The organism is Streptococcus gallolyticus subsp. gallolyticus DSM 16831 (assembly GCF_002000985.1).
Lineage (GTDB): Bacteria > Bacillota > Bacilli > Lactobacillales > Streptococcaceae > Streptococcus > Streptococcus gallolyticus.
In genome coordinates this window covers 1,341,469-1,366,861 of sequence record NZ_CP018822.1, presented here as the reverse complement: position 1 = coordinate 1,366,861, position 25,393 = coordinate 1,341,469, and the positions used below count along the sequence as shown (strand labels likewise).

Here is a 25,393-nt window from a genome sequence, read left to right as displayed (position 1 = left end):
CTGCCTAGCTAACTCATAATTAGCTCAAATGTCTTATGGCATAGTGAGTTCGTGATTATTATTAATTGAGTGACTAAATGTCCATTCATAATTCTACCATAAAGTTGTGAAAATGCTCTACAAAAAAATTATTTATTTCATTCGTCAAAGTAATGGGCAAAATATTTTGAATACAAGAAAAATACTAGCTTTTTTTGTTTATTTCAGATAAAATAGGAAGGAATGATTTTTTAACAAAATCAAAAAATCCAAAGGAGTGAATGGCATGACAAAAGCTGATGTGATTTTTAAAGAAAATATCAAAAAAATTATGGAAGAAGGTGTCTTTTCAGAAAATGCTCGCCCTGTTTACCAAAGCGGTGGACAAGCTAATTCAAAATACGTTACGGGAGCGTTTGCTGAATATGATTTGAGTAAGGGGGAATTTCCGATTACAACTCTCCGCCCTATTCCAATTAAAAGTGCTATTCGCGAAATCTTTTGGATTTATCAAGACCAAACGAATGATTTATCAGTTTTAAATGATAAATACAATGTCAAATATTGGAATGACTGGGAAGTTGACAACTCTGGAACGATTGGTGAACGTTATGGTGCTGTTGTCAAAAAACACGACATTATCCGTAAAATATTGAAACAATTAGAGGAAAATCCATGGAATCGTCGCAATGTCATCTCACTTTGGGATTACGAAGCTTTTGAAAATACAGACGGACTTTTGCCATGTGCTTTTCAGACAATGTATGATGTGCGTCGTGTTGACGGTGAGATTTACCTTGATGCTACTTTGACTCAACGTTCAAATGATATGCTTGTTTCACACCACATCAATGCTATGCAATATGTTGCCCTTCAAATGATGATTGCTAAGCATTTTGGTTGGAAAGTGGGAAAATTCTTCTACTTTGTCAATAACTTGCATATCTACGATAATCAATTTGAGCAAGCTCGAGAATTGCTTTCTCGCGAATCTACGGATTGTAAACCACGTTTGGTACTCAACGTGCCAGACGGAACAGATTTCTTTGATATTAAACCAGAAGATTTTGAATTAGTTGATTATGAGCCAGTTAAACCACAATTAAAATTTGATTTGGCTATTTAATCCCTCTTTTGTGGTCGTTTCCGTATCACATTTCTGCATTTTTTAGGGAAATCTGATAAAATGAAATAGACGAAATGAGAGGACTGTATGACAAAGAAAATCGTTGCCATTTGGGCAGAAGATGAAAATCGTTTAATCGGAGTAAATGATGGCTTGCCATGGCGTTTACCAAAAGAATTAAAACACTTTAAGGAAACAACCATGGGACAAGCCCTTTTAATGGGGCGTGTCACCTTTGACGGAATGAATCGCCGTATTCTTCCAGGACGCGAAACATTGATTTTAACAAGAGACAAGTCCTTTGAGGCAGATGGTGTAACAATCGTTCATGACATGGACGAGGTTTTTGATTGGTTTGAAAAGCAGGATAAGACCCTTTATATCGTTGGTGGAGCTAGTATCTATAAAGCTTTTCTACCGCATTGTGATGCTATTATTAAAACAACGGTTCATGGTGTTTTTGAAGGTGATACGTATTTCCCAGACGTTGATTTGACAAGCTTTAGAAAAGTCTCTGAAACCTTCAACGAAAAAGATGATAAAAATGCCTACGACTTTACCATTACAGTCTTAGAAAAATAAAAATAGGGAGGTAGGAATGCAAAGAAGTATTTTTGGGGTATTCACGGCTTTCTTAGCGGTTATTTGTATTTTATGTGCCCTCCCAGCACTTAGAAAAAAACGATATGGATTGGCAGTTCTTTTGTTTTTAAATGCCTTTACAAATATAGTCAATACCATTCATGCCGTGTATGGTACCTTATTTTAATTTAGAGAGAATAGAATTAGAGAGAATAAAAGATGGTTGGAAATCGAACAAATGATGTAAAAGTTTATTGCTCATTCTGTGGAAAAAGCCAAGATGAAGTAAAAAAAATCATTGCAGGAAACAATGTTTTTATCTGTAATGAGTGTGTGGCTTTGTCACAAGAAATTATCAAAGAAGAACTTGCTGAGGAAGTTCTTGCAGATTTAGCGGAAGTTCCAAAACCTAAAGAGTTGTTAGCAACTCTTGACGAATATGTCGTTGGTCAAGACCGTGCCAAACGCGCGCTTGCCGTAGCTGTTTATAACCATTACAAACGTGTTTCTTTTGCGGAAAGTCGCAACGAAGAAGATGTTGATTTGCAAAAATCAAACATTTTGATGATTGGTCCTACAGGCTCAGGAAAAACATTCCTAGCTCAAACTTTGGCTAAAACATTGAATGTACCGTTTGCGATTGCTGATGCGACATCATTGACAGAAGCAGGATACGTTGGTGAAGATGTTGAAAATATCCTCTTGAAATTAATTCAAGCAGCTGATTTTAATATCGAACGCGCCGAACGCGGTATTATTTACGTGGATGAAATTGATAAAATCGCTAAAAAAGGTGAAAATGTCTCAATTACACGTGATGTTTCAGGTGAAGGTGTTCAACAAGCACTTCTTAAAATCATTGAAGGAACAGTTGCTAGCGTACCACCTCAAGGTGGACGTAAGCACCCTAACCAAGAAATGATTCAAATTGACACTAAAAATATCCTATTCATTGTCGGCGGTGCTTTTGATGGTATCGAAGATATTGTCAAACAACGTTTAGGTGAAAAGGTTATCGGTTTTTGTCAAAATAACCGTAAAATTGATGAAAATGCTTCTTATATGCAAGAAATCATTTCAGAGGATATTCAAAAATTTGGCTTGATTCCAGAATTTATCGGACGTTTGCCAGTTGTAGCGGCACTTGAACAGTTGACGGCTGATGATTTGGTTCGTATCTTGACAGAACCACGTAATGCCTTGGTTAAACAATATCAAACGCTATTATCATACGACGGTGTTGAACTAGAATTTGATAAAGATGCTTTGCAAGCTATTGCTAACAAAGCCATTGAACGCAAGATAGGAGCTCGTGGTTTACGCTCAATTATTGAAGAAACTATGATGGATATCATGTTTGAAATTCCTAGCCAAGAAGAAGTGACTAAGGTTCGTATCACTAAAGCGGCTGTTGAAGGCAAAGACAAACCAATTTTGGAAATTGCGTAAGGAGCTGACGATGACTGAGTATTTAAATACCCACAATGCTTCGCTTCTGTTGAGCGCAGCCAATAAATCCCATTATCCGCAAGATGATTTACCAGAAATTGCGCTTGCTGGGCGTTCAAATGTTGGAAAGTCGAGCTTTATCAATACCCTTTTAGGGCGTAAAAATCTAGCTCGTACATCTAGTAAGCCAGGAAAAACACAATTGCTTAATTTCTATAATATTGATGATAAATTGCGTTTTGTTGATGTGCCTGGTTATGGCTATGCCAAAGTTTCTAAATCAGAACGCGCCAAATGGGGCAAGATGATTGAAGAATACTTGGTAAGTCGTGATAATTTGCGTGCCGTTGTCAGCTTGGTTGATTTTCGTCATGACCCAAGCGCTGATGACGTTCAAATGTACGACTTCCTAAAATATTATGAGATTCCTGTTATTGTTGTTGCCACAAAAGCTGACAAGATTCCTCGTGGTAAATGGAACAAGCATGAATCAGCAATCAAAAAGAAATTAAACTTTGATAAATCAGATAAATTTATTATCTTTTCATCCGTTGACCGCACAGGTTTAGACGAATCTTGGGATAGTATTTTAGATGAATTGTGATAAAAGGCTGGGTCTCCAGTCTTTTTTGTTTGTGCTATGTGGGTGCAAATTTGTATGCGTATGGGAAATTTTAAGTTGTCTAAAGTTGAAAATCATTGTTTTTATATTTTTTGACAGAGACCTTCAACAATCCAGATTGTATTGCGTCTTGGAATTATAATGACACAGCAAAGAAGCTGAACACTTTTGTTTCAGTTTTTTGTTATAGTTTTTAACTAATAAATTGATAGATAATGACTATTATCTTTTCTCAAAATCTTGTGCTATCATAAACATATTAAAAATTGAGAGGGTTATATGGAAAATCATAATTTTGAAAACGAAGGTCAGTTTCAGCGAAAAATGACCAGTCGTCATTTATTTATGTTGTCACTTGGCGGTGTGATAGGTACAGGTTTGTTTTTAAGTTCGGGCTATACTATCGCTCAAGCTGGACCGTTGGGAGCTGTTTTATCTTATCTAGTGGGAGCAGTGGTTGTTTATCTCGTTATGTTATCTTTGGGTGAATTAGCTGTTGCCATGCCAGTTACAGGTTCGTTTCACACTTATGCCACAAAATTTATTAGCCCTGGGACAGGTTTTACAGTTGCTTGGCTATACTGGATTTGTTGGACGGTTGCGCTAGGGACAGAATTCCTCGGTGCGGCTATGCTAATGGGACGTTGGTTTCCAAACGTACCAACGTGGCTTTTTGCGACTTTGTTTGCGGTGATTATTTTTGCGATTAACGCCCTAAGTGTACGCAGTTTTGCTGAAGCAGAATCTTTCTTCGCCTCAATTAAGGTGATTGCGATTATTATTTTCATTATTTTGGGGCTGGGAGCGATGCTTGGTTTAGTCTCATTTGACGGAGAACACAAAGCAATTCTTTTTACAAATTTAACGGCAAACGGTGCTTTTCCGAAGGGAATTACAGCTGTTATTTCTGTCATGTTGGCGGTTAATTATGCCTTTTCTGGGACAGAGCTAATCGGTATTGCAGCTGGTGAAACGGACAATCCAAAAGAAGCTGTGTCTAAGGCAATCAAAACAACGATTGGTCGTCTAGTGATTTTCTTTGTTTTGACAATCGTGGTTCTCGCTTCGCTATTACCAATGAAGGAAGCTGGGGTTTCGACAGCGCCATTTGTTGATGTATTTGATAAAATGGGGATTCCTTTTGCGGCAGATATTATGAATTTTGTCATTCTAACAGCGATTTTATCGGCGGGAAATTCAGGACTTTATGCTTCTAGCCGTATGCTTTGGTCTTTGGCAAACGAAGGAATGTTGTCAAAAAAGGTCGTCAAAATCAATGAACACGGTGTCCCAATGCGTGCCCTTCTTTTGTCAATGGCAGGTGCGGTCTTGTCACTATTTTCAAGTATTTATGCGGCAGATACGGTTTATCTTGCCTTGGTATCGATTGCAGGTTTTGCGGTTGTGGTTGTTTGGTTATCCATTCCAATGGCACAAATCAATTTTCGTAAGGCATTTTTGAAAGAACATTCTCTTGATGAATTGTCTTATCAAACGCCTTTTACACCAGTTTTGCCTTATATTACCATTATTCTTTTGGTGATTTCGATTATCGGAATTGCTTGGGATGCTTCGCAGCGTGCAGGCTTGTATTTTGGGATTCCATTTGTCATTTTGTGTTATGTTTACCATTATTTGCGTTATAAGAAGTGGTAGAAGGGATTTACTATGGGAACATTTAAAGAATTGCTAGCCAGTCAAGATTATGTGATTTTAGACGGCGCTTTGGGAACTGAGCTTGAGAAGCGTGGTTATGACGTTTCGGGCAAACTTTGGTCTGCTAAATATTTATTGGAAAATCCAAGCGTTATCCAAGATTTGCATGATGTGTATTTACGTTCTGGTGCTGATATTTTAACAACTTCTAGTTATCAAGCGACTGTTCAAGGGTTAAAGGATTTTGGTTTATCTGAAAAAGAAGCGTTGGATATTATTTCTTTGACAGTGACTTTAGCTAGACAAGCACGAGATATTTTTTGGAATGGTTTATCTGATGAGGCAAAGAAAAAACGCCCTTATCCTTTGATTTCTGGGGATGTCGGACCTTATGCAGCTTACTTAGCTGACGGCTCTGAATATAATGGCAATTATCAGCTGACGCAAGAAGAATATCAGGCATTTCACCGCCCACGTATTCAGGCTTTACTGTCTGCTGGAAGTGATTTTTTAGGAATTGAAACGATTCCTAATGTTGCTGAAGCTAAAGCCTTGCTTGATTTATTGGCGACAGAATTTCCGCAAACAGAAGCCTATATTTCTTTTACGGCACAGGATGATAAACATATTTCCGACGGAACGCCGATTGAAGAAGTAGCGGCTCTGTGTGAACAAAGTCCGCAAATTTTGGCTTTTGGCATCAATTGCAGTAGCCCTGCCGTTATTTCTGGCTTGCTAAAACGGATTCGAACGGTTTCGCCCAAGAAGCCTTTGGTGACATATCCAAATTCTGGCGAGATTTACGACGGTGCAACACAAACTTGGAAATCCATACCAGATAATTCACACACTCTTCTTGAAAATAGCAGAGCTTGGCACCAATTAGGCGCAAAAATAGTCGGCGGTTGCTGTCGCACAAGCCCAGAAGATATCGCATGCCTAGCCCAAGCCTTTCGAGAATAATAACAAAAGGTCAAGATAATTTCCTGACCTTTTTTAATATCAAATATTACAAGCTTGCAAGCGATAGCGGACAACGACACTTGAATAATGGTAGATAATGCAAGCGAGATTTAGCGTTACTATCCAGATAGTTTTTTCATGTGTAAAATGATATAAAATAGCTGTCGTGATAGCGCCGATGACAAAACTAATAACAACAAGGGAGTAATTGATAGCTTGGCGCTTCATAGCACACATTTTTTCATCGGCATTAAAATACTGATGCCAAGCTGTTATCATTTTACGGTAATTCCCAGACGTCATCAGAATAGAATAAGCGTGTGATTCAATCTGACTACCTGAAAATGTCAAAGTCAATAGCCCAGTTGCTAGTGCCAACAAGACAACCCAAAGTAAACGAATATCTGGCAATAGTGGCAAAATCATTGTGACAATCAACAACGGTAGCAGAGCATAAACTCTCCAAAAGGCTGTTTTGGCATTGGCACGCACATGCAAACCAAACATGAAACCAATCGAGAAGAAAAGAACAGAAAACAAGCGAATCAGCGTTTGCTGCAATGGACTATGACTAATATCGGCGATTAGAAAAAGAATATTACCAGTCTGAGTTGCGACCAAGGTGTCGAATTGTATTTGACAATAGACATCTAAAGCGCCTCCCAAAAAGCCAAGTAAAATGGCCTCAAAGCGACTGTTTTGAGGCATATATTCTAATTCGTTCACATCATTTCCTTCTTTCTACAATAAGCTCAATAGTTTTATTGTAGCACTTTCTCAAACGGCTAACTAGCTCATTTTCAGAAAAAATGACACTTATTTCAAAATCAACTGGTCACCTGCTAGAAAACTTTTCTGAAAGTCCTCGACAGGATGAAAATATTGTTTGCCAAATTCATCAATTAATCCGTGGAATTCTTGTGCATCCGCAAAGGTAAATGGTTGCGGAAGTTCTGCGAGCAATATTGCTAAGCTTTTATAGTCAGTTAAATCATTAATTCCTAATTGTGTAAATAATGTACGAGCGTATTTATCAGCGATAAATTGCGGCTGGTCAAAGATATAAGCCATGAGAACATCAGCAGTTTCTGGTCCAACACCGTGCAAAGACAATAAGACTTTTCGCAATGAGCTACCATACTGTTGAACAATTTTTGTAGGATTTTCCTCATGCGCCAAATACCAACTAGCCACTTCTTGAATAGCCTTGCTTTTATTTTTCATAAAACCAGCAGGGCGGACAAGCTCTTCTAAGTTTTCTTTAGGCATATCCACCAGCACTTGCAAATCGTAGTTGCTAACTGATTTGATAAGTTGTGAAGCCCTAGTAGCATTTAATTCAGTCGTGTTTTGAATGAGAATAGCCTCAATGATGATTTGTTGCTTGGAATCAGCAGGCCACCAATTCGTTGCTCCCATATGTGTTAGCATTTTTTGATAAAGATTATAAAGTGTAAGTTGCATATCATTATCCTTTGTAAACTTTTTAGCTATTCTATTTTATCAAAATACCATAGAAAAAGCCCAACTTCTGTGAGTTGAGCTTAATAGGAGTGTTTAAAAATAGGAATTATTTTTCGCTGATGACTAGTTCTCCGTCAACCATGTCAGCTTTAAGGTGTTTAACATCTGTGTGATCGAGGTAGAAATCAGTGATTTTATCGCGGATTTCTTGTTCAATGACACGGCGGAGTGGTCGAACACCCATGGCTTCATCATAACCTTCTTCGATAAGGTGTTGTTTAGCAGCATCACTAACCACCAAATCAATGCCTTTCTTGGCAATGGTCTTGCTAACTTCGTCAAGCATTAAGTCAACAATGTCGTTCAAATCTTCTTTAGTCAAGTGAGAGAATTCGATAATACCGTTGAAACGGTTAAGAAATTCTGGGCGGAAGTATGGAGCGATACGATCCATAATTTTCTTATCTTTATCATCTTGACCAGTCAAAGCTTCGTTGCCGAATCCAGCATTAGAGGTAGCAATGATGACGGTATTCTTAAAGTTAATCGTATTACCTTGACCGTCTGTCAAACGACCATCATCCAAAACTTGGAGAAGAAGTGTGATGACTTGAGGGTCAGCTTTTTCAATTTCATCAAGAAGAACAATTGAGTATGGGTTACGACGAACACGTTCAGTAAGCGTGTTGCTATTGTCGTCGTAGCCAACATAGCCAGCAGTTGTACCGATTAATTTAGAAACGGCTGTGCGATCAGAGTATTCAGACATGTCAAGGCGGATAATAGCATCTTTTGAGCCGAACATATCAAGGGCTAATTGTTTAGCAAGCTCTGTCTTACCAACGCCAGTAGGACCGACAAAGAGGAAACTACCAATTGGTCGATTACCTTCGTCAAAACCAGCACGGTTACGACGAATGGCACGTGAGACGGCTTCAACAGCCTCATCTTGTCCGATGACTTTACCTTTCAAACGGCTAGCTAATTCTTTCAAGCGTTCAATATCACTTGCTCCCATATTTGACACGGGAACACCAGTTAATCGTTCGACAGATTCTGCCACATCATTAACGGTAGCTGTAACTTTTTGCCCTTCCGTATGGTTGTCAATTTGTTTTTGCAATTCTTCGATACGAACTTTGGCATTGAGGGCTGCTTCGTAATCTTCTTTAGCCACAGCATTTTCTTGTTTTTCTTTTTGGTCTGCAATTTCCTTTTCAAGAGATTTGACATCAGTTGCAGGGTGTTGAGCAGCCAAATGAGCAGCAGTCATATCAATCAAGTCAATAGCTTTATCTGGCAAACTACGTTGTGGGATATATTGAATTGAAAAATCAACAGCGGCTTTTAACACATTATCAGGGAGAATAACGTTGTGGTGTTTTTCATATAAATCACGAATTCCCATTAAAATATTAAAGCTATCTTGAGCAGAAGGAGCATTTACTTTGACTTCGTTGAAACGGCGAGCGAGCGCAGCATTCTTCAAAATAGTATTACGATATTCGTCTTGAGTTGTTGCACCGATAACGGTCAATTCGCCACGAGAAAGTGCAGGTTTGAGAATGTCAGCTAAGCCTTTCGAACCAGAGTCGCCACCAGTTGACCCTGCGCCTAAAATTTGGTGGATTTCATCAAAGAAGAGAATGATATTACCAGCGTCTTTAACTTCTTTGACAAGGTTTTGGATATTTTCTTCAAAAGCACCACGATATTGTGTGCCAGCTTCAAGACCAGAAATATCAATAGAAATAATTTCTTTATTTTTGATAGCTGCTGGCACATCACCATTGACAATAGCTTGCGCTAAGCCTTCGACAACGGCTGTTTTACCAACACCTGCGTCCCCCACAAGGACAGGGTTGTTTTTGGTACGACGTGACAAGATTTCAGCAGTTTCTTGGATTTCTTTGTTACGTCCAATAACAGGGTCGAGTTCGTTAGCGCGTGCGCGTTCGGTCAAGTTTGTTCCTAATTTTGCCAAGATACCATCTTCTTTAGGAGCAGAAGCAGGCGTCCCTTCTTGGTATTCCGCGTTTCCGGGGAGCTTACCTGTTTGGCGATATTGTGCAAATTCTTCAGGAGTAACTTCGCGCCCATTAATCAAATAGCGTCTGTTTTCTGAATTGTACCCGCCCATGTTACCCATAAGTTCATTAAAAATGTCATCCATATTTCCAAAAGGATCTCTTCCGTAAAAATTATTATTTGCCATAAATATTACCTCTTTTCAATCATATTTTCTAAAATGATACTATTGTACGATTTAGTACCTGGAAGGTTAAATCTCTTTAGTCTTTACAAATCGTAGTAGAGAGGTCGTATTTAAAGAGATTTCTTAATTGTTCCTATCAATCACCTTCTGATACTATAATATACCATTGGTCAGTAAAAGTCAAATATTTATATGCAAAAAATCTGATTTTTTTAAAAGAAAACGTTTTATACAAAACTAAACCGATACTATAATCTGTTTTTTGGATTTTTCCCATCTTTAAAGGATATTTAAAAACATGAAAAGAAATGAAAAAATAAAATATTTCATAAAAAGTGTTGACACAAGGAGGAATATTGGATATAATAATTAAGGTTTTGTAATGAAACTGACCTAAGACAGCAGGGGAGCCGTGCTCATAATATTCCTGCCGAGGCACAAAACGTAATGATGAAATAACGTATTTGTACTTTCGTGTCTAGGTTTAGGTGCGAATTTTTTTGTACCTAGCCCAAAAATAATAACGGAGGTAAAACTAATGAGTGAAGCAATTATTGCTAAAAAAGCTGAACAAGTTGATGCTGTTGCTGAAAAAATGAAAGCTGCTGCATCTATCGTTGTTGTTGATTCACGCGGTCTTACAGTTGAACAAGATACAGTTCTTCGCCGTACTCTTCGTGAAAACGGTGTTGAATTTAAAGTTATCAAAAATTCAATTTTGACTCGTGCAGCTGAAAAAGCAGGTCTTGACGAAATGAAAGATCTTTTCGTTGGACCATCTGCAGTAGCGTTCTCTAACGAAGATGTTATTGCACCAGCAAAAGTTCTTAGTGACTTTGCTAAAGATGCTGAAGCACTTGAAATCAAAGGTGGAGCAATCGAAGGCGCTGTATCTTCAAAAGAAGAAATCGCTGCCCTTGCATCATTGCCAAACCGCGAAGGACTTCTATCTATGCTCCTTTCTGTACTTCAAGCGCCAGTTCGCAACGTTGCACTTGCTGTCAAAGCAGTTGCAGACAACAAAGAAGACGACGCTGCTTAATGCGTATGGTAGCTTAACGCTACAAACAATTATCTAATAAAACAATTAATATTTTGGAGGAATCTACAATGGCATTGAACATTGAAAACATTATTGCTGAAATTAAAGAAGCTTCAATCCTTGAATTGAACGATCTTGTAAAAGCTATCGAAGAAGAATTTGGTGTAACTGCAGCTGCTCCTGTAGCTGTAGCTGCTGCTGGTGCTGCAGACGCTGGTGCTGCTAAAGACTCATTTGACGTTGAATTGACTGCAGCTGGCGATAAAAAAGTTGCTGTTATCAAAGCTGTACGTGAAGTTACAGGTCTTGGTCTTAAAGAAGCTAAAGCTCTTGTTGATGGTGCACCTGCTAACGTTAAAGAAGGCGTTGCAACTGCAGAAGCTGAAGAAATCAAAGCTAAACTTGAAGAAGCTGGAGCTTCAGTTACTCTTAAATAATAGGGTAACTACTCAAGTAGCCTAATAAAACGCATAAACCCGCTGGTCTTAGGACTAGCGGTTTTTTTGTATCTTAAGAAAAGGGGCAAAAAAGGGGCGGTTATTCGTTTCGGTATTCTATAACCTCTTCGACTTTACAGTCAAGTATGAAACACAATGTATCTAATGTTTTTGTAGTGATAGCTTCACCCTTTTTCATTCGATGTAGAGTGTTTGCAGATATTCCATGTTTAAATATCAGCTCATATTCAGACATATTTTTCTTATTTAAGGTTTTATAAAATGGGTCATAAGTAATCATTTTGTTGCTCGCTTTCACATTTTGGATTACAAGTTTCAAAATATCATACTTAATTCATTGACTATACCTAATATATTGAGTGTAATTTGGATAAACTATTGAACTTGGGAGAATATTATGAAAAAAATTGCAATTTTTGTGTTATCAGTAGTATCGCTATTTTTAGTAGTGGGATGTAGCAATTCTACGTTAGGTGGTTTTAGTAACTTACCTGATCATTTAGGTGATAATAAAGCGGTCTCTAATTTAGCGGGTGCAGGAGTAACTTACAATTACTTGACGGGGAATGTTGACCTTGAAAATGAAGACGATCACGAAGCGAAAGAAAAGAAACGTTATTATTGGTTAGACCATGTAAATGAATCGTATTCAGATTATCTTGAGGATGCTAAAGAAAAAGCTGAAAATAAAAAAGAGGTTGATACAGATGATGTAGCCAAACAATATGCTAATCTATATAAATACTATACAACAGCAGAAGATTATTTAAATGATTCAGACCGTAAGACTGAGTTGCTGAACGACTACTATAAGACATTGGTTGGTCTAAAAAAATTGTATGACGACAACGCAGATAATTAATGATTTTAGAACAGAAAAACAGACTCTATATTCTATGCCAACCTTGATTTTGCATGGAATACAGAGTCGATTTTATTTGTTAAAGGTTATCAATGTTATTTGTTTCGTCTAAATCAAAGAAATCGGTCAGTTTGATAATCATTCGTTGGATGTCGTGAGCAATTTTCTTTGGTTCTTCTGGATTTTCCTGCATGAGCCAATTGCGCAAGGTGTTGTAGTAACCGCCAACGATAAAGCTCATTGCATAATTTTGGGTATCAATTTTCCCGCTGTAAGCGAACCATGGAAGTGTGATACTCATGTAAACTTCCTTGGCATGCTCGTTGAATTGGTGAAAGAAAAAATCGTAGTGTTGGTGTTTTATCAAGATGTGCAATGTTTCACGTTCTTGATACCAAAAGTTCATTGATTCAGCCAACATATCCTCAAAATTATCCGTTTCAGTAAAATACTTTCTTTCAGTAAGGTAACGATTGATAATTTGTTCAAAATAGTGATTTAGTAATTCATTTTTATTGGCAAAATGTCGGTAAAATGTTCGTCTTGAAACGCCTGACAAATCAAGAATATCCTTAATTTTGATTTCTTCGTAGCTTTTATTTTCCATTAGGGAGATAAGAGCTTGAAAAAGCCTATCCTTGGTTTCTTTAGTTTGTTTTGTTTTTCCGTCTATCATGCTGCGACCCCTTCCTAACAGGAAAACAAAGAAAACGAGAGTTGGGAGCTCCTTGTTTATAGCTATATATTAGTTCCATTATACCACTCTAACCTAAAGTATAGATAAAATAAGGCCCACATAAAAATATTTTTACAAAATGAAACCGCATTTATGATTGCTTAGTTAATAAGATAAATATAAAATTTCGATCCAATTAAGCTTCGTTTTATCTAGTTTTGGTAAGTTTTTTCTATAATATAATACGAAAATTTTTAGAGCTCTGCCCAATAATAGACAGCCTTCTAAAATTATGATAAGATATGACAGGTTGAAGGAGCTGTGACGTATGCAAAATAATTCTTTTTATTACATGTCAGTCATCTATTTGATTATTTTCTTTGTGGCAATTATTTACAATATTGCCCATTCAAATATGGTATTTGTGTATTTATGGTCGGCGCTTTTTTTAGGAAATTTAGCTTTCTTAATCTATAGTTTCGTTAGAAATCATAAGAAAAATAAATAGCAATAAGCTGATAACAATACGATTATAGCAAGAAAGCCCTCTTTTTTTGAAAGGGGGCTTTTATGATATGTTAGCTAATACTTGCGATAAGGCTATCAGCAGTTGTTGTCGGCAAGATACGGACACGGTCTAATGATAATAAGCCGTCGCTAGCACTGGCAATACCTTCGTTGGTCGTTAGGCCGAGTTTATAATTAAGGTTTGCTGCAATTTGAAGTGTTGTGTCAGAATAACGCCCAGCTGGATAGGCGATAGCGATAGTATCTTGATTAAGATTGGTATCGAGATAGTTTTTAGAATCTTCCATTTCAGAAGTCTGAGTTGCGTCATCACTAGCTGACAAGTCAGGATGTGTCACGGTGTGGTCTTGGAAAGACATGCCGTTTGCTTTCATTTCTAACATTTCATCAAGTGATAAATTTCCGCTATTTCCAACAGTGCTTGTAATGACATTGTTTGTTGCTTTTGCACCGTATTTTTGCAAGATAGGGTAAGCATTGTCATAAAAATCCCAAAGGCTATCATCAAACGTTAACCAAACAATTTTACTATTGCCGTTTGGAAGCACATTTTCAGTTAAAACTTTGTAGGCTTCTTCGGGTGTTAAAAAGTAGTAACCTTCTTCAGAAAGACGTTGAATATGGCTTTCAAATGTTGTCGGATCGACGATGAGGTTAGCATTTGAAGCTTCTTCCGCAGCCATAACGTGGATGGCGTGATACATAAGAATGGGAACAGAGACATTTGAATCCTGTTTTACCCAGTTAACCTCGTTTTCATTGGTATTAGCAGAAGAGCTGTCGCTTGTCACCGTTGATGCAGAAGAAGTCGTGGTAGTATTTGTATGGCTAGCACTTGATGATGACACTTGTTCGGTTTTAGTTGTTGAAAAAATGAAGTTGTTCTCCTTTAAAGCTATAAAAAGAAAAACACTTGCGACAATACAGGCTATTAATAGAATAATATTTATAATAGCTAATGGCTTGTTGCTATGTTTTTGATGTTGACGACGTTTTTCCATAATATTTAACGATCTCCTCGCAAAAATCTACTCCTATTGTACTATTTTTTAAGACAAAGGGAACTGTTTACTGTAAATTGTGGAAAGATTTTCAAAGGACGTTATTTTTCTGTAAATTCTGAATAATTTTATGGTATAATGTAGGAAATGTTTTTATTTGAGAGTGGGTAGCCTGAAAATTTGGCTATGCTGTTCGAAATTTGCTTATTAAGGAGAAAAAGATGTCAATAAAAATTGCTTTACTCGGTTTTGGTACTGTTGCCAGTGGTGTTCCTTTCCTTTTGAAAGAAAATCAATCAAAAATTACTGAAGCAGCCCATGACACGATTGAAATCACTAAGGTTCTTGTCAAAGATGATGACGAAAAAAATCGTTTGTTAGCTGCTGGAAATGATTATAATTTCGTTACAAATGTTGATGATATTTTGAGTGATGATAGCATTGACATTGTTATTGAATTAATGGGACGCATTGAGCCTGCTCGTACATTCATTACAAAAGCACTTGAAGCAGGAAAAAATGTTGTTTCTGCCAATAAAGACTTGATTGCCACTCATGGTAAAGAATTAATTGAACTTGCCAAAGATAAGGGCGTTGCTTTCTATTATGAAGCAGCTGTTGCTGGTGGTATCCCAATTCTTCGTACACTTGCTAATTCGCTTACTTCTGATAAAGTTACACGTATTTTGGGTGTTCTTAATGGTACATCTAACTTTATGATGACTAAAATGGTTGATGAAGGTTGGACTTACGAAGATGCGCTTAAAACAGCTCAAGAGCTTGGTTATGCTGAAAGTGACCCAACAAATGACGTCGAAGGTATCGATGCTGCCTATAAAGCTGTTATTTTAAGCCAATTTGGTTTTGGAATGACGATTGATTTTGATGATGTTGCACATAAGGGAATCACAACAATCACACCAGATGATGTTGCTGTCGCTCAAGAACTTGGCTATGTCATCAAATTGGTCGGAGATGTGCGTGAAGTTGAATCAGGTATCTCAGCAGAAGTTTCACCAACTTTCTTGCCAAAAGCACATCCGCTTGCTAGTGTTAACGATGTTATGAATGCTGTCTTTGTGGAGTCAATCGGTATCGGGGAATCAATGTATTATGGACCTGGTGCTGGTCAAAAACCAACAGCAACGTCTGTAACTGCTGATATTATCCGTATTTGTCGTCGTATTAAAGACGGTAATGTTGGGAAACCATTTAACGAATTTGTTCGTGAAACAACATTGGCAAATCCTGCAGATGTGAAGAGCCATTATTACTTTGCGATTAATACCCCTGATAAAAAAGGTCAATTGCTTCGTTTAGCTGAAATTTTCAATTCTGAAAATATTTCATTTGAACAAGTGCTTCAACAAAAAGCCAATGGTACACGTGCGCGTGTGGTTATCATTACACACTCAATGAGTAAAACACAGTTGGCTGATGTAACAGCTAAATTGGAAGCGGTAGAAGATTTCCAAGTGGTTAATACACTTAAAGTATTAGGCGAATAATAATAACTGATTAAGTGAAAGGAAAAGCTCAAGACTACCTTTTGAGTATGATAATGATATGAGAATTACAGTACCAGCAACCTCTGCTAATGTTGGACCAGGCTTTGATTCGGTCGGCGTAGCGGTTTCTAAGTACTTAACGATTGAGATTTTAGAGCCTTCTGAAAAATGGGAGGTTTTACATGATTTGGGTGACGTTCCTAGTGACGAAACAAATCTTTTGATTACGACAGCTTTACAAGTGAAAGCTGACCTACAACCACATCGTATTAAAATGGTTTCAGATATCCCGCTAGCACGAGGATTAGGGTCATCTTCATCAGTTATTGTGGCTGGAATTGAGTTAGCTAATCAGTTGGCTCATTTACAGCTTTCAGCTGATGAAAAATTGGTGATTGCAACAAAAATCGAAGGGCATCCAGACAATGTTGCGCCAGCTATTTTTGGTAATCTTGTTATTTCATCTTATGTTGATGAAAAGGTCAATAGTGCCGTTGCTGCCTTTCCTGAAGCCTCTTTTGTGGCTTTCATTCCTAATTATGAATTAAAGACTAGCGATAGCCGCAATGTGTTGCCAAATGAGTTTTCTTATAAGGAAGCTGTTGCTGCCTCATCAATTGCCAATGTAGCTATTGCTGCGCTTCTAACAGGTGATTTGGAAAAAGCTGGAAAAGCGATTGAAGCTGACCTTTTCCATGAACGTTTCCGTCAAAAACTAGTTAAAGAATTTGCACCGATTAAAGAAGCAGCTCACGAGGTTGGTGCCTATGCAACTTACCTATCTGGTGCAGGTCCAACGATTATGACCTTGGCTCCAAAAGCAAAAGAAGCAGAGCTTGTTGAGCGCCTTGAAGCGCTCGCTTTGGATGGTGAAGTTGTCGCACTTTACGTTGATACTAAAGGAGTTTTTGTTGAAAAAGACTAATTTGGGGATTTTGCTTGGCTTAATAACCTATATTTTGTGGGGCTTTTTATCCCTTTATTGGAAATTACTTTCAGGTGTTAATTCATATAACACCTTTTCTTATCGCATTATTTTTACTGTTTTAACAATGTTGGTTTACATGGTTTTATCCAAAAATAAGGAGCGATACCGTGGTGAAATTCGCCAACTTATCAGTCATAAGCAAGAACTTGCTATGGCTGTTTTGGCAAGTTTTTTGATTGCATTGAATTGGTTAACTTATATCTTTGCAGTTAGTCACCAGCAGGCAACACAAGCTAGTTTTGGCTATTATATTATGCCCCTTGTGTCAATATTATTAGCATTAGTTTTCCTACATGAACGATTGAGTCCATGGATGACTGCGGCGATTATCATTGCAGGCATTGGTGTGGGAATTTTAGCAATTAACACAGGGCAGGTGCCTCTTGTTTCGATACTGTTAGCAGTTACCTTTGCTTTGTATGGACTGGTTAAGAAAAATGTCAAGTTATCCAGTGACGTTGCCATGTTGGTAGAAAGTAGTGTTGTCGCCCCTTTTGTGCTTATCTATTTGCTATTCTTTTCAAAAGAAAGTTTATTAGATTATAGCTTGCTAGAAAATGTGCTACTTTTAGTATCTGGCATTGTGACGGCGATTCCTTTGTTGCTGTTTGCAGAAGCGGTAAAACGTGCGCCGTTGAATATCATTGGGTTTATCCAATACATCAATCCCACAATTCAACTGGCAATAGCCGTGTTCGTTTTTCACGAAAAGGTAGGCAATGGAGAAGTTAGTGGTTTTATTTTCATCTGGATAGCGATTGCTATTTTTATCTTAGGACAGCTGATGTCGTTGCGGAAGAAAAGCAGGTAAAGACAAGGAGTTTGGATGCATAAAAAGACTGTGGTTGATTTCAAAGAATTGGGACACCGATTAATTTTTGAAAATCCAGTAAAAATATTAGCAACAAAGTTGATTGATGATGTAGAGGCTATTCTTAAGAAAGTAGTTTATTATCAAAGTCAAGGATACTATGTTGTTGGTTATGTCAGTTATGAGGCAGGAAAAGCATTTGAAAACAATTTTTCTGTAAAGACTTTTCCGTTATCTGGGGAATACCTTGTTTACTTTACGGTTCATAGTGAAGTAAAAAAAGAACCCTTTCCTCTTGATTACGAGATGAATATCACAATGCCACAAGTTTGGGAATCTAAGACGGATAAAGATGAATATGAGAAAGCTATCTCAGAAATTAGACAACAAATTCGTCAGGGAAATACCTATCAAGTTAATTATACTGTACAGCTTCATAATAGAATTAATTCGAATCTTTTTGAGCTTTACAATCGGCTAGTGATTGAACAAGATGCCAAATATAATTGTTATATTGAACATGATGATTTTGCCGTCTTATCAATGAGTCCAGAATTATTTTTTGAAAAAAATGGCTCAAAATTGACAACACGTCCAATGAAAGGTACTGTTGCTCGTGGGATTAATGATGCGCAAGATTTTAGAAATAAATATTGGTTAGCTAATGATAGTAAGAATCGCTCTGAAAATATGATGATTGTCGATCTTCTAAGAAACGATATGGGACGTATTTCAGAATTGGGAAGTGTAACAGTAAGCAAACTCTGTGATATCGAACAATATTCTACTGTTTGGCAAATGACTTCAACGATTGAAAGTCAATTGAAGAAAGATTTATCTCTATTTGATATTTTTAACGCCCTTTTTCCGTGTGGTTCCATAACAGGAGCACCTAAAATTTCGACAATGTCAATAATCAATCAGCTAGAACCTTCTCCACGAGGTGTCTATTGTGGTTCTATTGGAATATGTTTGCCTCACGATGACAGAGCAATTTTTAATGTTGCTATTAGAACAATTCAGGTGAAGGATGATCAAGCAATCTACGGTGTTGGTGGGGGGATTACTTGGGATAGTGAATGGGAAAGTGAGTACAGGGAAACACGTGAAAAGAGTGCTTTTTTGTATAAATCACAGCCCACATTCGATATTTTAACAACGGCTAAGATTACACAAAAAAAGGTAATTTTCCTTAAAGAGCATACAAAGCGTTTAAAAAGTTCGGCTCGATTTTTTGGATGGCCTTTTTCTGAAACAGAATTTTTAGATAAAATTTCAGAATTGCTTAAGACACTAGATTTGTCTGATTATCGTCTAAGGGTATTACTTCATAAATCTGGTCAACTATCGTTTGAAGTGTCGATGTTAGAAGATTTGCCCTCAACATTTTTACAGGCTAAATTGGTTCAAAGAGAAGAAGCGTGTGATTCACCCTTTACCTATTTTAAAACAAGTTATCGCCCTCATATTCCTAATTCTGATAAGGAACAAGTTTTCATTTCTAGTGATGGCTATTTGCAAGAAACTTCAATAGGGAATATTATTTTAGAAATCGATGGGACTTATTATACTCCGCCAGTTGAAGTTGGGATATTAGATGGCATATATAGGAAGTATTTAATTCAACAAGGAGAAGTAACTGAACGCTATTTAACAAAGACAGATTTGGAGAATGCTGACCATATTTATGTGTGTAATAGCGTTCGTGGGCTTTATGAGATAGACATTATATAATCTCATTCTATTTTTTCAAATTGTTGAAGTCAAAATCATTATATATTGGAACTATAATTACTTAAACAAAGCTGGACATTTTGTCCAGCTTTGTTTTTGGGAGAAGAGAAAATTTGTTAGCTATTGGAAAAAATAATTAGTGCTGTATTCTCGCTATAAAAATTATTTATGGCTACCTATAAATAATTTAGAATACACGAGCGGGGTATAATTTTTTATAATACCTTTATAACGTTTGGAGGGATATTATGTTCAATTGGGAGTTTATTCGTGCGAATATTCCCTTGTATCAAGAGGCGTTGGTGCTGACGATTCGTCTAGCATTTTTTGGGATTTTAGGTGCTTTTGTTTTAGGACTTTTGATTAGTTTGATTAAATATTATAAGATTCCTGTTTTGAGTCAAATTTGTCAGGTTTACATTGAGTTATCACGTAACACGCCGCTTTTGATACAGCTTTATTTTCTTTATTTTGGGTTGCCAAAGATTGGTATTGTTTTATCATCAGAGATGTGCGCGGTTGTCGGCTTGATTTTTCTTGGTGGTTCTTATATGGCAGAATCATTTCGGTCAGGTTTGGAAGCTATTTCGAAAACGCAGTACGAAGTTGGTTTGAGTATCGGCTTAAAGCCAGTTCAAAATTTCTTTTATGTCATTTTTCCGCAAGCTTTAGCTGTTTCTTTGCCATCGCTTGTTGCTAATGTTATTTTTTTGATTAAAGAAACGTCAGTTTTTTTCAATTGTTGCTTTAGCAGATTTGATGTATGTTGCAAAAGATTTGATTGGCTTGTATTACGAGACTGATGAGGCGCTATTGATGTTGGTTTTGGCATACTTGATCGTTCTTTTGCCAATTTCGTTGGTAGCAAGATTGATTGAAAGGAGGTTACGTCATGCAGGATTCGGGGCTACAAGTGCTCTTTCAGGGAAATAATTTATGGCGGTTATTTCAAGGGCTGTTGGTGACGATTAATATCTCTTTATTGTCAATTGTGATTTCGATTGTTTTCGGCTTTTTATTCGGTTTTGTAATGACCTCACGTTTTCGTATCGTACGCGTCTTGGCTCAGATTTATTTGGAATTTATCAGAATAATGCCACAATTGGTACTATTGTTTTTAGTTTATTTTGGTTTGGCACGAACATTTAATCTTAATTTATCGGGAGAAGTTGCGGCGCTTATTGTCTTTTCAATGTGGGGAATTGCTGAGATGGGTGACCTTGTTCGCGGAGCACTAACATCGCTACCCAAACATCAATTCGAAAGTGGGCTAGCTTTAGGGCTAACAAAAACGCAGTTATTCATTTATGTGATTATTCCGCAGATTTTACGGCGATTATTGCCACAAGCGGTTAATTTGATGACACGGATGATAAAAACAACGTCATTGATTGTCTTGATAGGAGTTGTGGAAGTGGTGAAAGTCGGGCAGCAAATTATCGAAGCTAACCGTCTCACGGTACCAAGCGCAGCGATTTGGATATATGGACTGATATTCTTGATGTATTTTGCGGTTTGTTTTCCAATTTCACGATTATCAATGTATTTAGAAAAAGTGTGGAAGGAGTAGAGCAGTTGAAACCGATTTTAGAAATTAGCGATTTAAAGAAATCCTATGGTGAACACAATGTTTTGAATGATTTGTCGTTTTCAGTTGACGAAGGTGAGGTGTTGGTTATCTTAGGTCCGTCAGGCTGTGGAAAATCAACTTTGCTACGTTGCATTAACGGTTTGGAATCCATTCAATCAGGTGTTGTGAGCCTTGAGGGGGAAGAAATTTTAAATAACCCTAAAGAGTTACCTTTGATTCGCCAAAAAATTGGCATGGTTTTTCAATCTTATGACCTTTTTCCTCATTTGACCGTTTTGAAAAATCTCTTGCTGGCTCCTACCAGAGCACAAAAACGTCCGCGAAAGGAAGTCGAAGCAGAAGCTTTAGAACTTTTGGAACGTGTTGGTTTGGCTGGTAGGGAAAACAGTTTTCCGCATGAACTATCAGGTGGACAAAAGCAACGTGTGGCGATTGTGAGGAGCTTGCTTTTGCATCCAAAGGTCATTTTATTTGACGAAGTGACAGCTTCGCTAGACCCTGAAATGGTCAGAGAAGTTTTAGAGTTGATTGGTGAATTGGCAAATGAAGGTCGAACCATGATTATTGTGACCCATGAGTTGCAATTTGCCAAAGCCATTGCTGATCGTATCATTTTTCTGGAAAATGGTCATATCGTTGAGGAAAATGATGCCAAGGCGTTTTTCACGCAACCTAAGACACAACGCGCACGTGACTTTTTAAATGTGTTTGATTTTTCAACGGTTGGTTAAGTTTTAGTGATTAATTATAAAAAGGAGTTATATATGAAAATTGTAAAACGTTTTTTAGCGATTGTTAGTTTGTTAGTTGTGGTTTTGTTAGTCGGTTGTTCGACATCAAAATCCTCTTCTTCAACGTCATCTAGTAGTTCGTCATCAGGAAATACAGCAAAAGCTCGTACTTTAGATGAAATCAAAGAGAGCGGAACAATCAAGATTGGTGTCTTTTCTGATAAAAAGCCATTTGGCTACGTTGATGATAAGGGAGACTATCAAGGATATGATGTTTATTTTGCTGATCGCTTAGCCAAGGATTTAGGCGTGGATGTGGAATATGTCGCTGTTGACCCCGCTAGCCGTGTAGAATACCTGACATCGGCTAAGGTTGATATTATCCTAGCGAATTTTACAGTTACCGATGAACGTGCTGAACAAGTCGATTTTGCGCTTCCATATATGAAAGTTGCACTTGGAGTTGTCTCACCAAGCAGTAAATTGATTTCTTCTGTTGATGATTTGGAAGGAAAAACATTGATTGTTGGTAAAGGAACAACTGCTGAAACTTATTTTGAAAAGAATTATCCAAAAGTTAATTTATTAAAATATGACCAATATAGCGAAGCTTATCAAGCGCTTCTTGATGGTCGTGGTGATGCTCTTTCAACTGATAATACAGAGGTTCTTGCTTGGGCATTGGAAAATAAAGGTTACGAAGTTGGAATTACAAGTTTAGGAGATACTGATACGATTGCTCCAGCTGTCCAAAAAGGAAACACAGAACTTCTTGACTGGATTAACGACGAAATCAAGACATTAGGCGAAGAAAACTTTTTCCATAAAGATTACGAAGAAACGCTTGAACCTGTTTATGGAGACGCAGCTAACCCTGATGATTTGGTTGTCGAAGGTGGTAACGTAGATTAGTTTCAAATAACTAAAACAGAATTTAGTTTAAAACTAGGTTCTGTTTTTTTAGAGAAAACTTACTTTGAAGAAAGTCTCAGGCTGAAGAAAAAGTCTTTTTTGATACTTCCCTTAGGTTTCTCGCTTTTTTATTTCTAGGCTCAGACCTCAAACCATCCAGTAAATGGTTTGAGTCGACGGCAGGTTCAATAGTCCAGTGGACTATTGAAGGAATCCAAGGAATTCTTAAAACTTCCGAGATGTAGGAGAAACTTCGTTTCTCTTATCTGCAACCTTAAACAATCTCCCAGATTGTTTAAGCGGCACAAAGTATCGTTTTTGTGCTTACTTCGTTCGCAAATAATCCTGAAATCGAACAGTGAGACAACAATTGTTTGCAACTTATTTTGAGTTAAAAGTAAGTTTGTCTACATTCAGAAACTTTCTTTGAAGAAAGTCTGATTATCAAGCTTTTTAGCGATTTCTTGTGCTATAATAGAAGTGTTATTGTAAAGTCAAGACAGAAAGGATAAAACATAGACTAAAAATTCATTATGAAAAGATTTTGTTCGGAAATGACGGTTTTACTTTTCTTTTTTTATGAGTATTTTTGGTCATATTGGGAAATTCACTAATGAATTATCAAGAAGCTTTAGATTGGATTCATGGCAAGTTAAAATTTGGAATTAAGCCTGGTTTGGAACGGATGGCTTGGATGTTGGAAGAACTTGGCAATCCTCAGGAAAAGCTATCAGCTGTCCATGTTGTCGGAACGAATGGTAAGGGTTCGGTGACTAGCTATCTACAACATATTTTTTCACTAGCTGGTTATGAGGTTGGGACATTTACCTCTCCTTACATTGTTGATTTTCGTGAACGTATTAGTTTAAACGGTCAAATGATTTCAGAGACTGATTTTCTTGACTTGGTTGAGCGTGTTCGTCCAGTAGTGGAACGTTTGCCGCTTGAAACGACTTTAGAACCTGCGACAGAATTTGAAGTTATCACGGTCTTGATGTTTGAATATTTTGGGCATATGCACCCTGTTGATATTGCTTTTATCGAGGCAGGTATGGGTGGGCTTTATGATTCAACAAATGTTTTTAAAGCTTTAGCGGTTATTTGTCCTTCAATCGGTTTAGACCACCAGAATGTTTTAGGGCAGACTTATGCAGAAATTGCTGAGCAAAAAGCAGGTGTCCTGAAAGAACATGTTCCATTCATTTTTGCCACAGAACGTGATAATGTTCGTCAAGTTTTCCTTAAAAAAGCGCAAGCTTGTGGCAGCCAAACGTATGAATTTAAAAAGGATTTTTCGGTTAATGAAACTGAAAATGGCTTTGATTATCAAGGACAAGAAAATCTCGAGGATATTCGTTTAGCAATGCTAGGTAAACATCAGATTAGCAATGCTAGCCTTGCTATTACGGCTGCGTTGCTATTAAGTAAAACGTATCCAAAAGTCACTAAAGAAATTATCAAATATGGCTTGGCACAGACACATTGGGTTGGGCGAACAGAACTTATGTTTCCAAATGTGATGATTGACGGCGCACACAATAATGAAAGCGTTCAAGCTCTCGTTAATGTCATGCAGGCGTACAAGGACAAGAATTTGCACATTTTATTTGCAGCTATTGATACAAAGCCGATTGACTCGATGTTAGCATTGCTTAGTCAACTAGCGGATGTTGATGTAACGACGTTTGAGTATCACAATTCGCTTGCTTTGGAAAATTACCCAGAACAATATCATAAAGTTCCAGATTGGAAGGACTGGGTTAAGCAAATCGATAGTGACAGTAAAGATGATTTTTACCTTATCACGGGGTCGCTCTATTTCATATCACAAGTACGTCCTGTGCTTTTGTCAAGACAGCAAAATTAAGCTATAATAGAAAAAATAAAAAAGATTGGAAGAGATAATGGCAAATCAAGAAAAACTCGAAGCAGCAGTTTACCAACTTTTAGAAGCCTTGGGAGAAAATCCTGAGCGTGAAGGGTTATTGGATACCCCAAAACGTGTTGCTAAAATGTACCAAGAGATGTTTTCAGGCTTAAATGAAGACCCAAAAGATCAATTTACAGCTGTTTTTACAGAAAATCATGATGAAGTAGTTTTAGTTAAAGATATCCCATTTTATTCAATGTGTGAACATCATTTGGTTCCCTTTTATGGGAAAGCTCATGTTGCTTATTTGCCAAGTGACGGTCGTGTGACTGGTTTGAGTAAGTTAGCGCGTGCCGTTGAAGTGGCTAGTAAACGTCCGCAATTACAAGAACGTTTGACTGACCAAGTTGCTACTGCACTTGAAGAAGCTTTGCATCCTAAGGGCGTTTTTGTCATGCTTGAAGCAGAGCATATGTGTATGACAATGCGTGGTATCAAGAAACCTGGTAGCAAAACCATAACAACTGTTGCAAAAGGTATTTTCAAAGAAAATCGTGAAGAACGAAATGAAATTTTATCACTGATTTTAGGAAAATAAGACCTTACTGACACGTTAGCATATAAG

The 25,393-nt window shown here is 37.3% G+C and carries 25 protein-coding genes, 1 pseudogene and 1 other annotated feature; of the genes and pseudogenes, 20 read left to right on the top strand and 6 right to left on the bottom strand.

Going from position 1 to position 25,393, the window contains the following annotated elements:
• The first annotated feature begins 265 nt into the window (after positions 1-265).
• From BTR42_RS06890 to mmuM, 7 genes are all read left to right on the top strand, one after another.
• Positions 266-1,105: a thymidylate synthase gene (locus BTR42_RS06890; RefSeq protein ID WP_009854362.1), complete on the top strand. Its 840-nt coding sequence runs from the start codon at positions 266-268 to the stop codon at positions 1,103-1,105.
• Positions 1,106-1,192: 87 nt separating this feature from the next.
• Complete coding sequence (locus BTR42_RS06885) at positions 1,193-1,687, top strand: dihydrofolate reductase (protein ID WP_009854361.1); 495 nt, start codon at positions 1,193-1,195, stop codon at positions 1,685-1,687.
• 16 nt (positions 1,688-1,703) lie between these two features.
• A complete protein-coding gene (locus BTR42_RS12520; protein ID WP_003065196.1) occupies positions 1,704-1,874 on the top strand; it encodes a hypothetical protein in 171 nt (56 codons plus the stop codon).
• Between the two features lie 32 nt (positions 1,875-1,906).
• Positions 1,907-3,136, top strand: coding sequence for an ATP-dependent Clp protease ATP-binding subunit ClpX (clpX, locus tag BTR42_RS06880; protein WP_009854360.1), 1,230 nt, complete (start codon positions 1,907-1,909; stop codon positions 3,134-3,136).
• Between the two features lie 10 nt (positions 3,137-3,146).
• Positions 3,147-3,740 (top strand): ribosome biogenesis GTP-binding protein YihA/YsxC, encoded by a 594-nt coding sequence (gene yihA / locus BTR42_RS06875; protein WP_012962046.1) that lies wholly within the window; start codon positions 3,147-3,149, stop codon positions 3,738-3,740.
• A gap of 297 nt (positions 3,741-4,037) precedes the next feature.
• Positions 4,038-5,414 (top strand): amino acid permease, encoded by a 1,377-nt coding sequence (locus BTR42_RS06870; protein WP_077496984.1) that lies wholly within the window; start codon positions 4,038-4,040, stop codon positions 5,412-5,414.
• A gap of 12 nt (positions 5,415-5,426) precedes the next feature.
• Positions 5,427-6,377, top strand: a complete 951-nt coding sequence (gene mmuM / locus BTR42_RS06865; protein ID WP_009854357.1) for a homocysteine S-methyltransferase — start codon at positions 5,427-5,429, stop codon at positions 6,375-6,377.
• 39 nt (positions 6,378-6,416) lie between these two features.
• On the opposite strand, the gene BTR42_RS06860 is transcribed toward mmuM, so the two are convergent.
• The 3 genes from BTR42_RS06860 to BTR42_RS06850 form a co-directional block, all read right to left on the bottom strand.
• Positions 6,417-7,085: a YoaK family protein gene (locus tag BTR42_RS06860; RefSeq protein WP_009854356.1), complete on the bottom strand. Its 669-nt coding sequence runs from the start codon at positions 7,083-7,085 to the stop codon at positions 6,417-6,419.
• Positions 7,086-7,193: 108 nt separating this feature from the next.
• Positions 7,194-7,841 carry an endonuclease III domain-containing protein gene (locus tag BTR42_RS06855; RefSeq protein WP_009854355.1) on the bottom strand — a complete coding sequence of 216 codons (648 nt, stop codon included), beginning with the start codon at positions 7,839-7,841 and terminating at the stop codon, positions 7,194-7,196.
• A 106-nt stretch (positions 7,842-7,947) separates the two neighbouring features.
• Positions 7,948-10,056, bottom strand: a complete 2,109-nt coding sequence (locus tag BTR42_RS06850; RefSeq protein ID WP_009854354.1) for an AAA family ATPase — start codon at positions 10,054-10,056, stop codon at positions 7,948-7,950.
• Between the two features lie 374 nt (positions 10,057-10,430).
• Positions 10,431-10,566: a sequence feature (ribosomal protein L10 leader region), on the top strand.
• Positions 10,567-10,594: 28 nt separating this feature from the next.
• On the opposite strand from BTR42_RS06850, the gene rplJ reads away from it, so the two are divergent.
• Complete coding sequence (rplJ, locus tag BTR42_RS06840) at positions 10,595-11,098, top strand: 50S ribosomal protein L10 (protein WP_009854352.1); 504 nt, start codon at positions 10,595-10,597, stop codon at positions 11,096-11,098.
• Positions 11,099-11,166: 68 nt separating this feature from the next.
• The gene (rplL, locus tag BTR42_RS06835; protein WP_009854351.1) at positions 11,167-11,535 is read left to right on the top strand and encodes a 50S ribosomal protein L7/L12; all 369 of its coding nucleotides are present in this window, start codon (positions 11,167-11,169) and stop codon (positions 11,533-11,535) included.
• Between the two features lie 100 nt (positions 11,536-11,635).
• Here the strand turns inward: rplL and BTR42_RS06830 are convergent, their stop codons facing one another.
• Complete coding sequence (locus BTR42_RS06830) at positions 11,636-11,836, bottom strand: helix-turn-helix domain-containing protein (RefSeq protein WP_013643159.1); 201 nt, start codon at positions 11,834-11,836, stop codon at positions 11,636-11,638.
• A 117-nt stretch (positions 11,837-11,953) separates the two neighbouring features.
• On the opposite strand from BTR42_RS06830, the gene BTR42_RS06825 reads away from it, so the two are divergent.
• Positions 11,954-12,418 carry a hypothetical protein gene (locus BTR42_RS06825; protein WP_077496980.1) on the top strand — a complete coding sequence of 155 codons (465 nt, stop codon included), beginning with the start codon at positions 11,954-11,956 and terminating at the stop codon, positions 12,416-12,418.
• Between the two features lie 79 nt (positions 12,419-12,497).
• On the opposite strand, the gene BTR42_RS06820 is transcribed toward BTR42_RS06825, so the two are convergent.
• Together BTR42_RS06820 and BTR42_RS06810 are read right to left on the bottom strand one after the other, a co-directional pair.
• Complete coding sequence (locus BTR42_RS06820) at positions 12,498-13,094, bottom strand: TetR/AcrR family transcriptional regulator (RefSeq protein ID WP_009854348.1); 597 nt, start codon at positions 13,092-13,094, stop codon at positions 12,498-12,500.
• A 578-nt stretch (positions 13,095-13,672) separates the two neighbouring features.
• Entirely contained in the window at positions 13,673-14,623 is a 951-nt protein-coding gene (locus BTR42_RS06810) for a polysaccharide deacetylase family protein (RefSeq protein WP_014620159.1), read from the bottom strand.
• 221 nt (positions 14,624-14,844) lie between these two features.
• Between BTR42_RS06810 and BTR42_RS06805 the strand changes: the two genes are divergently transcribed.
• From BTR42_RS06805 to folE, 10 genes and pseudogenes are all read left to right on the top strand, one after another.
• The gene (locus tag BTR42_RS06805; protein ID WP_043878572.1) at positions 14,845-16,131 is read left to right on the top strand and encodes a homoserine dehydrogenase; all 1,287 of its coding nucleotides are present in this window, start codon (positions 14,845-14,847) and stop codon (positions 16,129-16,131) included.
• Positions 16,132-16,189: 58 nt separating this feature from the next.
• Positions 16,190-17,056, top strand: a complete 867-nt coding sequence (gene thrB, locus BTR42_RS06800; RefSeq protein WP_009854344.1) for a homoserine kinase — start codon at positions 16,190-16,192, stop codon at positions 17,054-17,056.
• Entirely contained in the window at positions 17,043-17,930 is an 888-nt protein-coding gene (gene rarD, locus BTR42_RS06795; protein ID WP_043878571.1) for an EamA family transporter RarD, read from the top strand. Before thrB ends, rarD begins: the two co-directional genes overlap by 14 nt.
• A 15-nt stretch (positions 17,931-17,945) precedes the next feature.
• A complete protein-coding gene (gene pabB / locus BTR42_RS06790; RefSeq protein ID WP_077496978.1) occupies positions 17,946-19,664 on the top strand; it encodes an aminodeoxychorismate synthase component I in 1,719 nt (572 codons plus the stop codon).
• Positions 19,665-19,912: 248 nt separating this feature from the next.
• Positions 19,913-20,597 (top strand): annotated as a pseudogene (locus tag BTR42_RS06785) (amino acid ABC transporter permease).
• Positions 20,557-21,234 (top strand): amino acid ABC transporter permease, encoded by a 678-nt coding sequence (locus tag BTR42_RS06780; protein ID WP_009854340.1) that lies wholly within the window; start codon positions 20,557-20,559, stop codon positions 21,232-21,234. The pseudogene BTR42_RS06785 and the gene BTR42_RS06780 overlap by 41 nt, the downstream one beginning before the upstream one ends.
• Positions 21,235-21,239: 5 nt before the next feature.
• On the top strand, positions 21,240-21,986 hold the full coding sequence (locus BTR42_RS06775) for an amino acid ABC transporter ATP-binding protein (protein ID WP_043878570.1): 747 nt from the start codon (positions 21,240-21,242) through the stop codon (positions 21,984-21,986).
• Positions 21,987-22,019: 33 nt separating this feature from the next.
• The gene (locus tag BTR42_RS06770; protein WP_009854338.1) at positions 22,020-22,898 is read left to right on the top strand and encodes a cysteine ABC transporter substrate-binding protein; all 879 of its coding nucleotides are present in this window, start codon (positions 22,020-22,022) and stop codon (positions 22,896-22,898) included.
• A 613-nt stretch (positions 22,899-23,511) separates the two neighbouring features.
• Entirely contained in the window at positions 23,512-24,765 is a 1,254-nt protein-coding gene (locus tag BTR42_RS06765) for a bifunctional folylpolyglutamate synthase/dihydrofolate synthase (RefSeq protein WP_009854337.1), read from the top strand.
• A gap of 37 nt (positions 24,766-24,802) precedes the next feature.
• Entirely contained in the window at positions 24,803-25,366 is a 564-nt protein-coding gene (gene folE, locus BTR42_RS06760; RefSeq protein WP_009854336.1) for a GTP cyclohydrolase I FolE, read from the top strand.
• Positions 25,367-25,393 lie beyond the last annotated feature (27 nt).

Excerpts from the sequence above, each read along its gene's own strand:
- BTR42_RS06890 (WP_009854362.1), top strand. The coding sequence starts at position 266 with ATGACAAAAGCTGATGTGATTTTTAAAGAAAATATCAAAAAAATTATG.
- BTR42_RS06885 (WP_009854361.1), top strand. The coding sequence starts at position 1,193 with ATGACAAAGAAAATCGTTGCCATTTGGGCAGAAGATGAAAATCGTTTA.
- BTR42_RS12520 (WP_003065196.1), top strand. The coding sequence starts at position 1,704 with ATGCAAAGAAGTATTTTTGGGGTATTCACGGCTTTCTTAGCGGTTATT.
- clpX (WP_009854360.1), top strand. The coding sequence starts at position 1,907 with ATGGTTGGAAATCGAACAAATGATGTAAAAGTTTATTGCTCATTCTGT.
- yihA (WP_012962046.1), top strand. The coding sequence starts at position 3,147 with ATGACTGAGTATTTAAATACCCACAATGCTTCGCTTCTGTTGAGCGCA.
- BTR42_RS06870 (WP_077496984.1), top strand. The coding sequence starts at position 4,038 with ATGGAAAATCATAATTTTGAAAACGAAGGTCAGTTTCAGCGAAAAATG.
- mmuM (WP_009854357.1), top strand. The coding sequence starts at position 5,427 with ATGGGAACATTTAAAGAATTGCTAGCCAGTCAAGATTATGTGATTTTA.
- BTR42_RS06860 (WP_009854356.1), bottom strand. The coding sequence starts at position 7,085 with ATGCCTCAAAACAGTCGCTTTGAGGCCATTTTACTTGGCTTTTTGGGA.
- BTR42_RS06855 (WP_009854355.1), bottom strand. The coding sequence starts at position 7,841 with ATGCAACTTACACTTTATAATCTTTATCAAAAAATGCTAACACATATG.
- BTR42_RS06850 (WP_009854354.1), bottom strand. The coding sequence starts at position 10,056 with ATGGCAAATAATAATTTTTACGGAAGAGATCCTTTTGGAAATATGGAT.
- rplJ (WP_009854352.1), top strand. The coding sequence starts at position 10,595 with ATGAGTGAAGCAATTATTGCTAAAAAAGCTGAACAAGTTGATGCTGTT.
- rplL (WP_009854351.1), top strand. The coding sequence starts at position 11,167 with ATGGCATTGAACATTGAAAACATTATTGCTGAAATTAAAGAAGCTTCA.
- BTR42_RS06830 (WP_013643159.1), bottom strand. The coding sequence starts at position 11,836 with ATGATTACTTATGACCCATTTTATAAAACCTTAAATAAGAAAAATATG.
- BTR42_RS06825 (WP_077496980.1), top strand. The coding sequence starts at position 11,954 with ATGAAAAAAATTGCAATTTTTGTGTTATCAGTAGTATCGCTATTTTTA.
- BTR42_RS06820 (WP_009854348.1), bottom strand. The coding sequence starts at position 13,094 with ATGATAGACGGAAAAACAAAACAAACTAAAGAAACCAAGGATAGGCTT.
- BTR42_RS06810 (WP_014620159.1), bottom strand. The coding sequence starts at position 14,623 with ATGGAAAAACGTCGTCAACATCAAAAACATAGCAACAAGCCATTAGCT.
- BTR42_RS06805 (WP_043878572.1), top strand. The coding sequence starts at position 14,845 with ATGTCAATAAAAATTGCTTTACTCGGTTTTGGTACTGTTGCCAGTGGT.
- thrB (WP_009854344.1), top strand. The coding sequence starts at position 16,190 with ATGAGAATTACAGTACCAGCAACCTCTGCTAATGTTGGACCAGGCTTT.
- pabB (WP_077496978.1), top strand. The coding sequence starts at position 17,946 with ATGCATAAAAAGACTGTGGTTGATTTCAAAGAATTGGGACACCGATTA.
- BTR42_RS06780 (WP_009854340.1), top strand. The coding sequence starts at position 20,557 with ATGCAGGATTCGGGGCTACAAGTGCTCTTTCAGGGAAATAATTTATGG.
- BTR42_RS06770 (WP_009854338.1), top strand. The coding sequence starts at position 22,020 with ATGAAAATTGTAAAACGTTTTTTAGCGATTGTTAGTTTGTTAGTTGTG.
- BTR42_RS06765 (WP_009854337.1), top strand. The coding sequence starts at position 23,512 with ATGAATTATCAAGAAGCTTTAGATTGGATTCATGGCAAGTTAAAATTT.
- folE (WP_009854336.1), top strand. The coding sequence starts at position 24,803 with ATGGCAAATCAAGAAAAACTCGAAGCAGCAGTTTACCAACTTTTAGAA.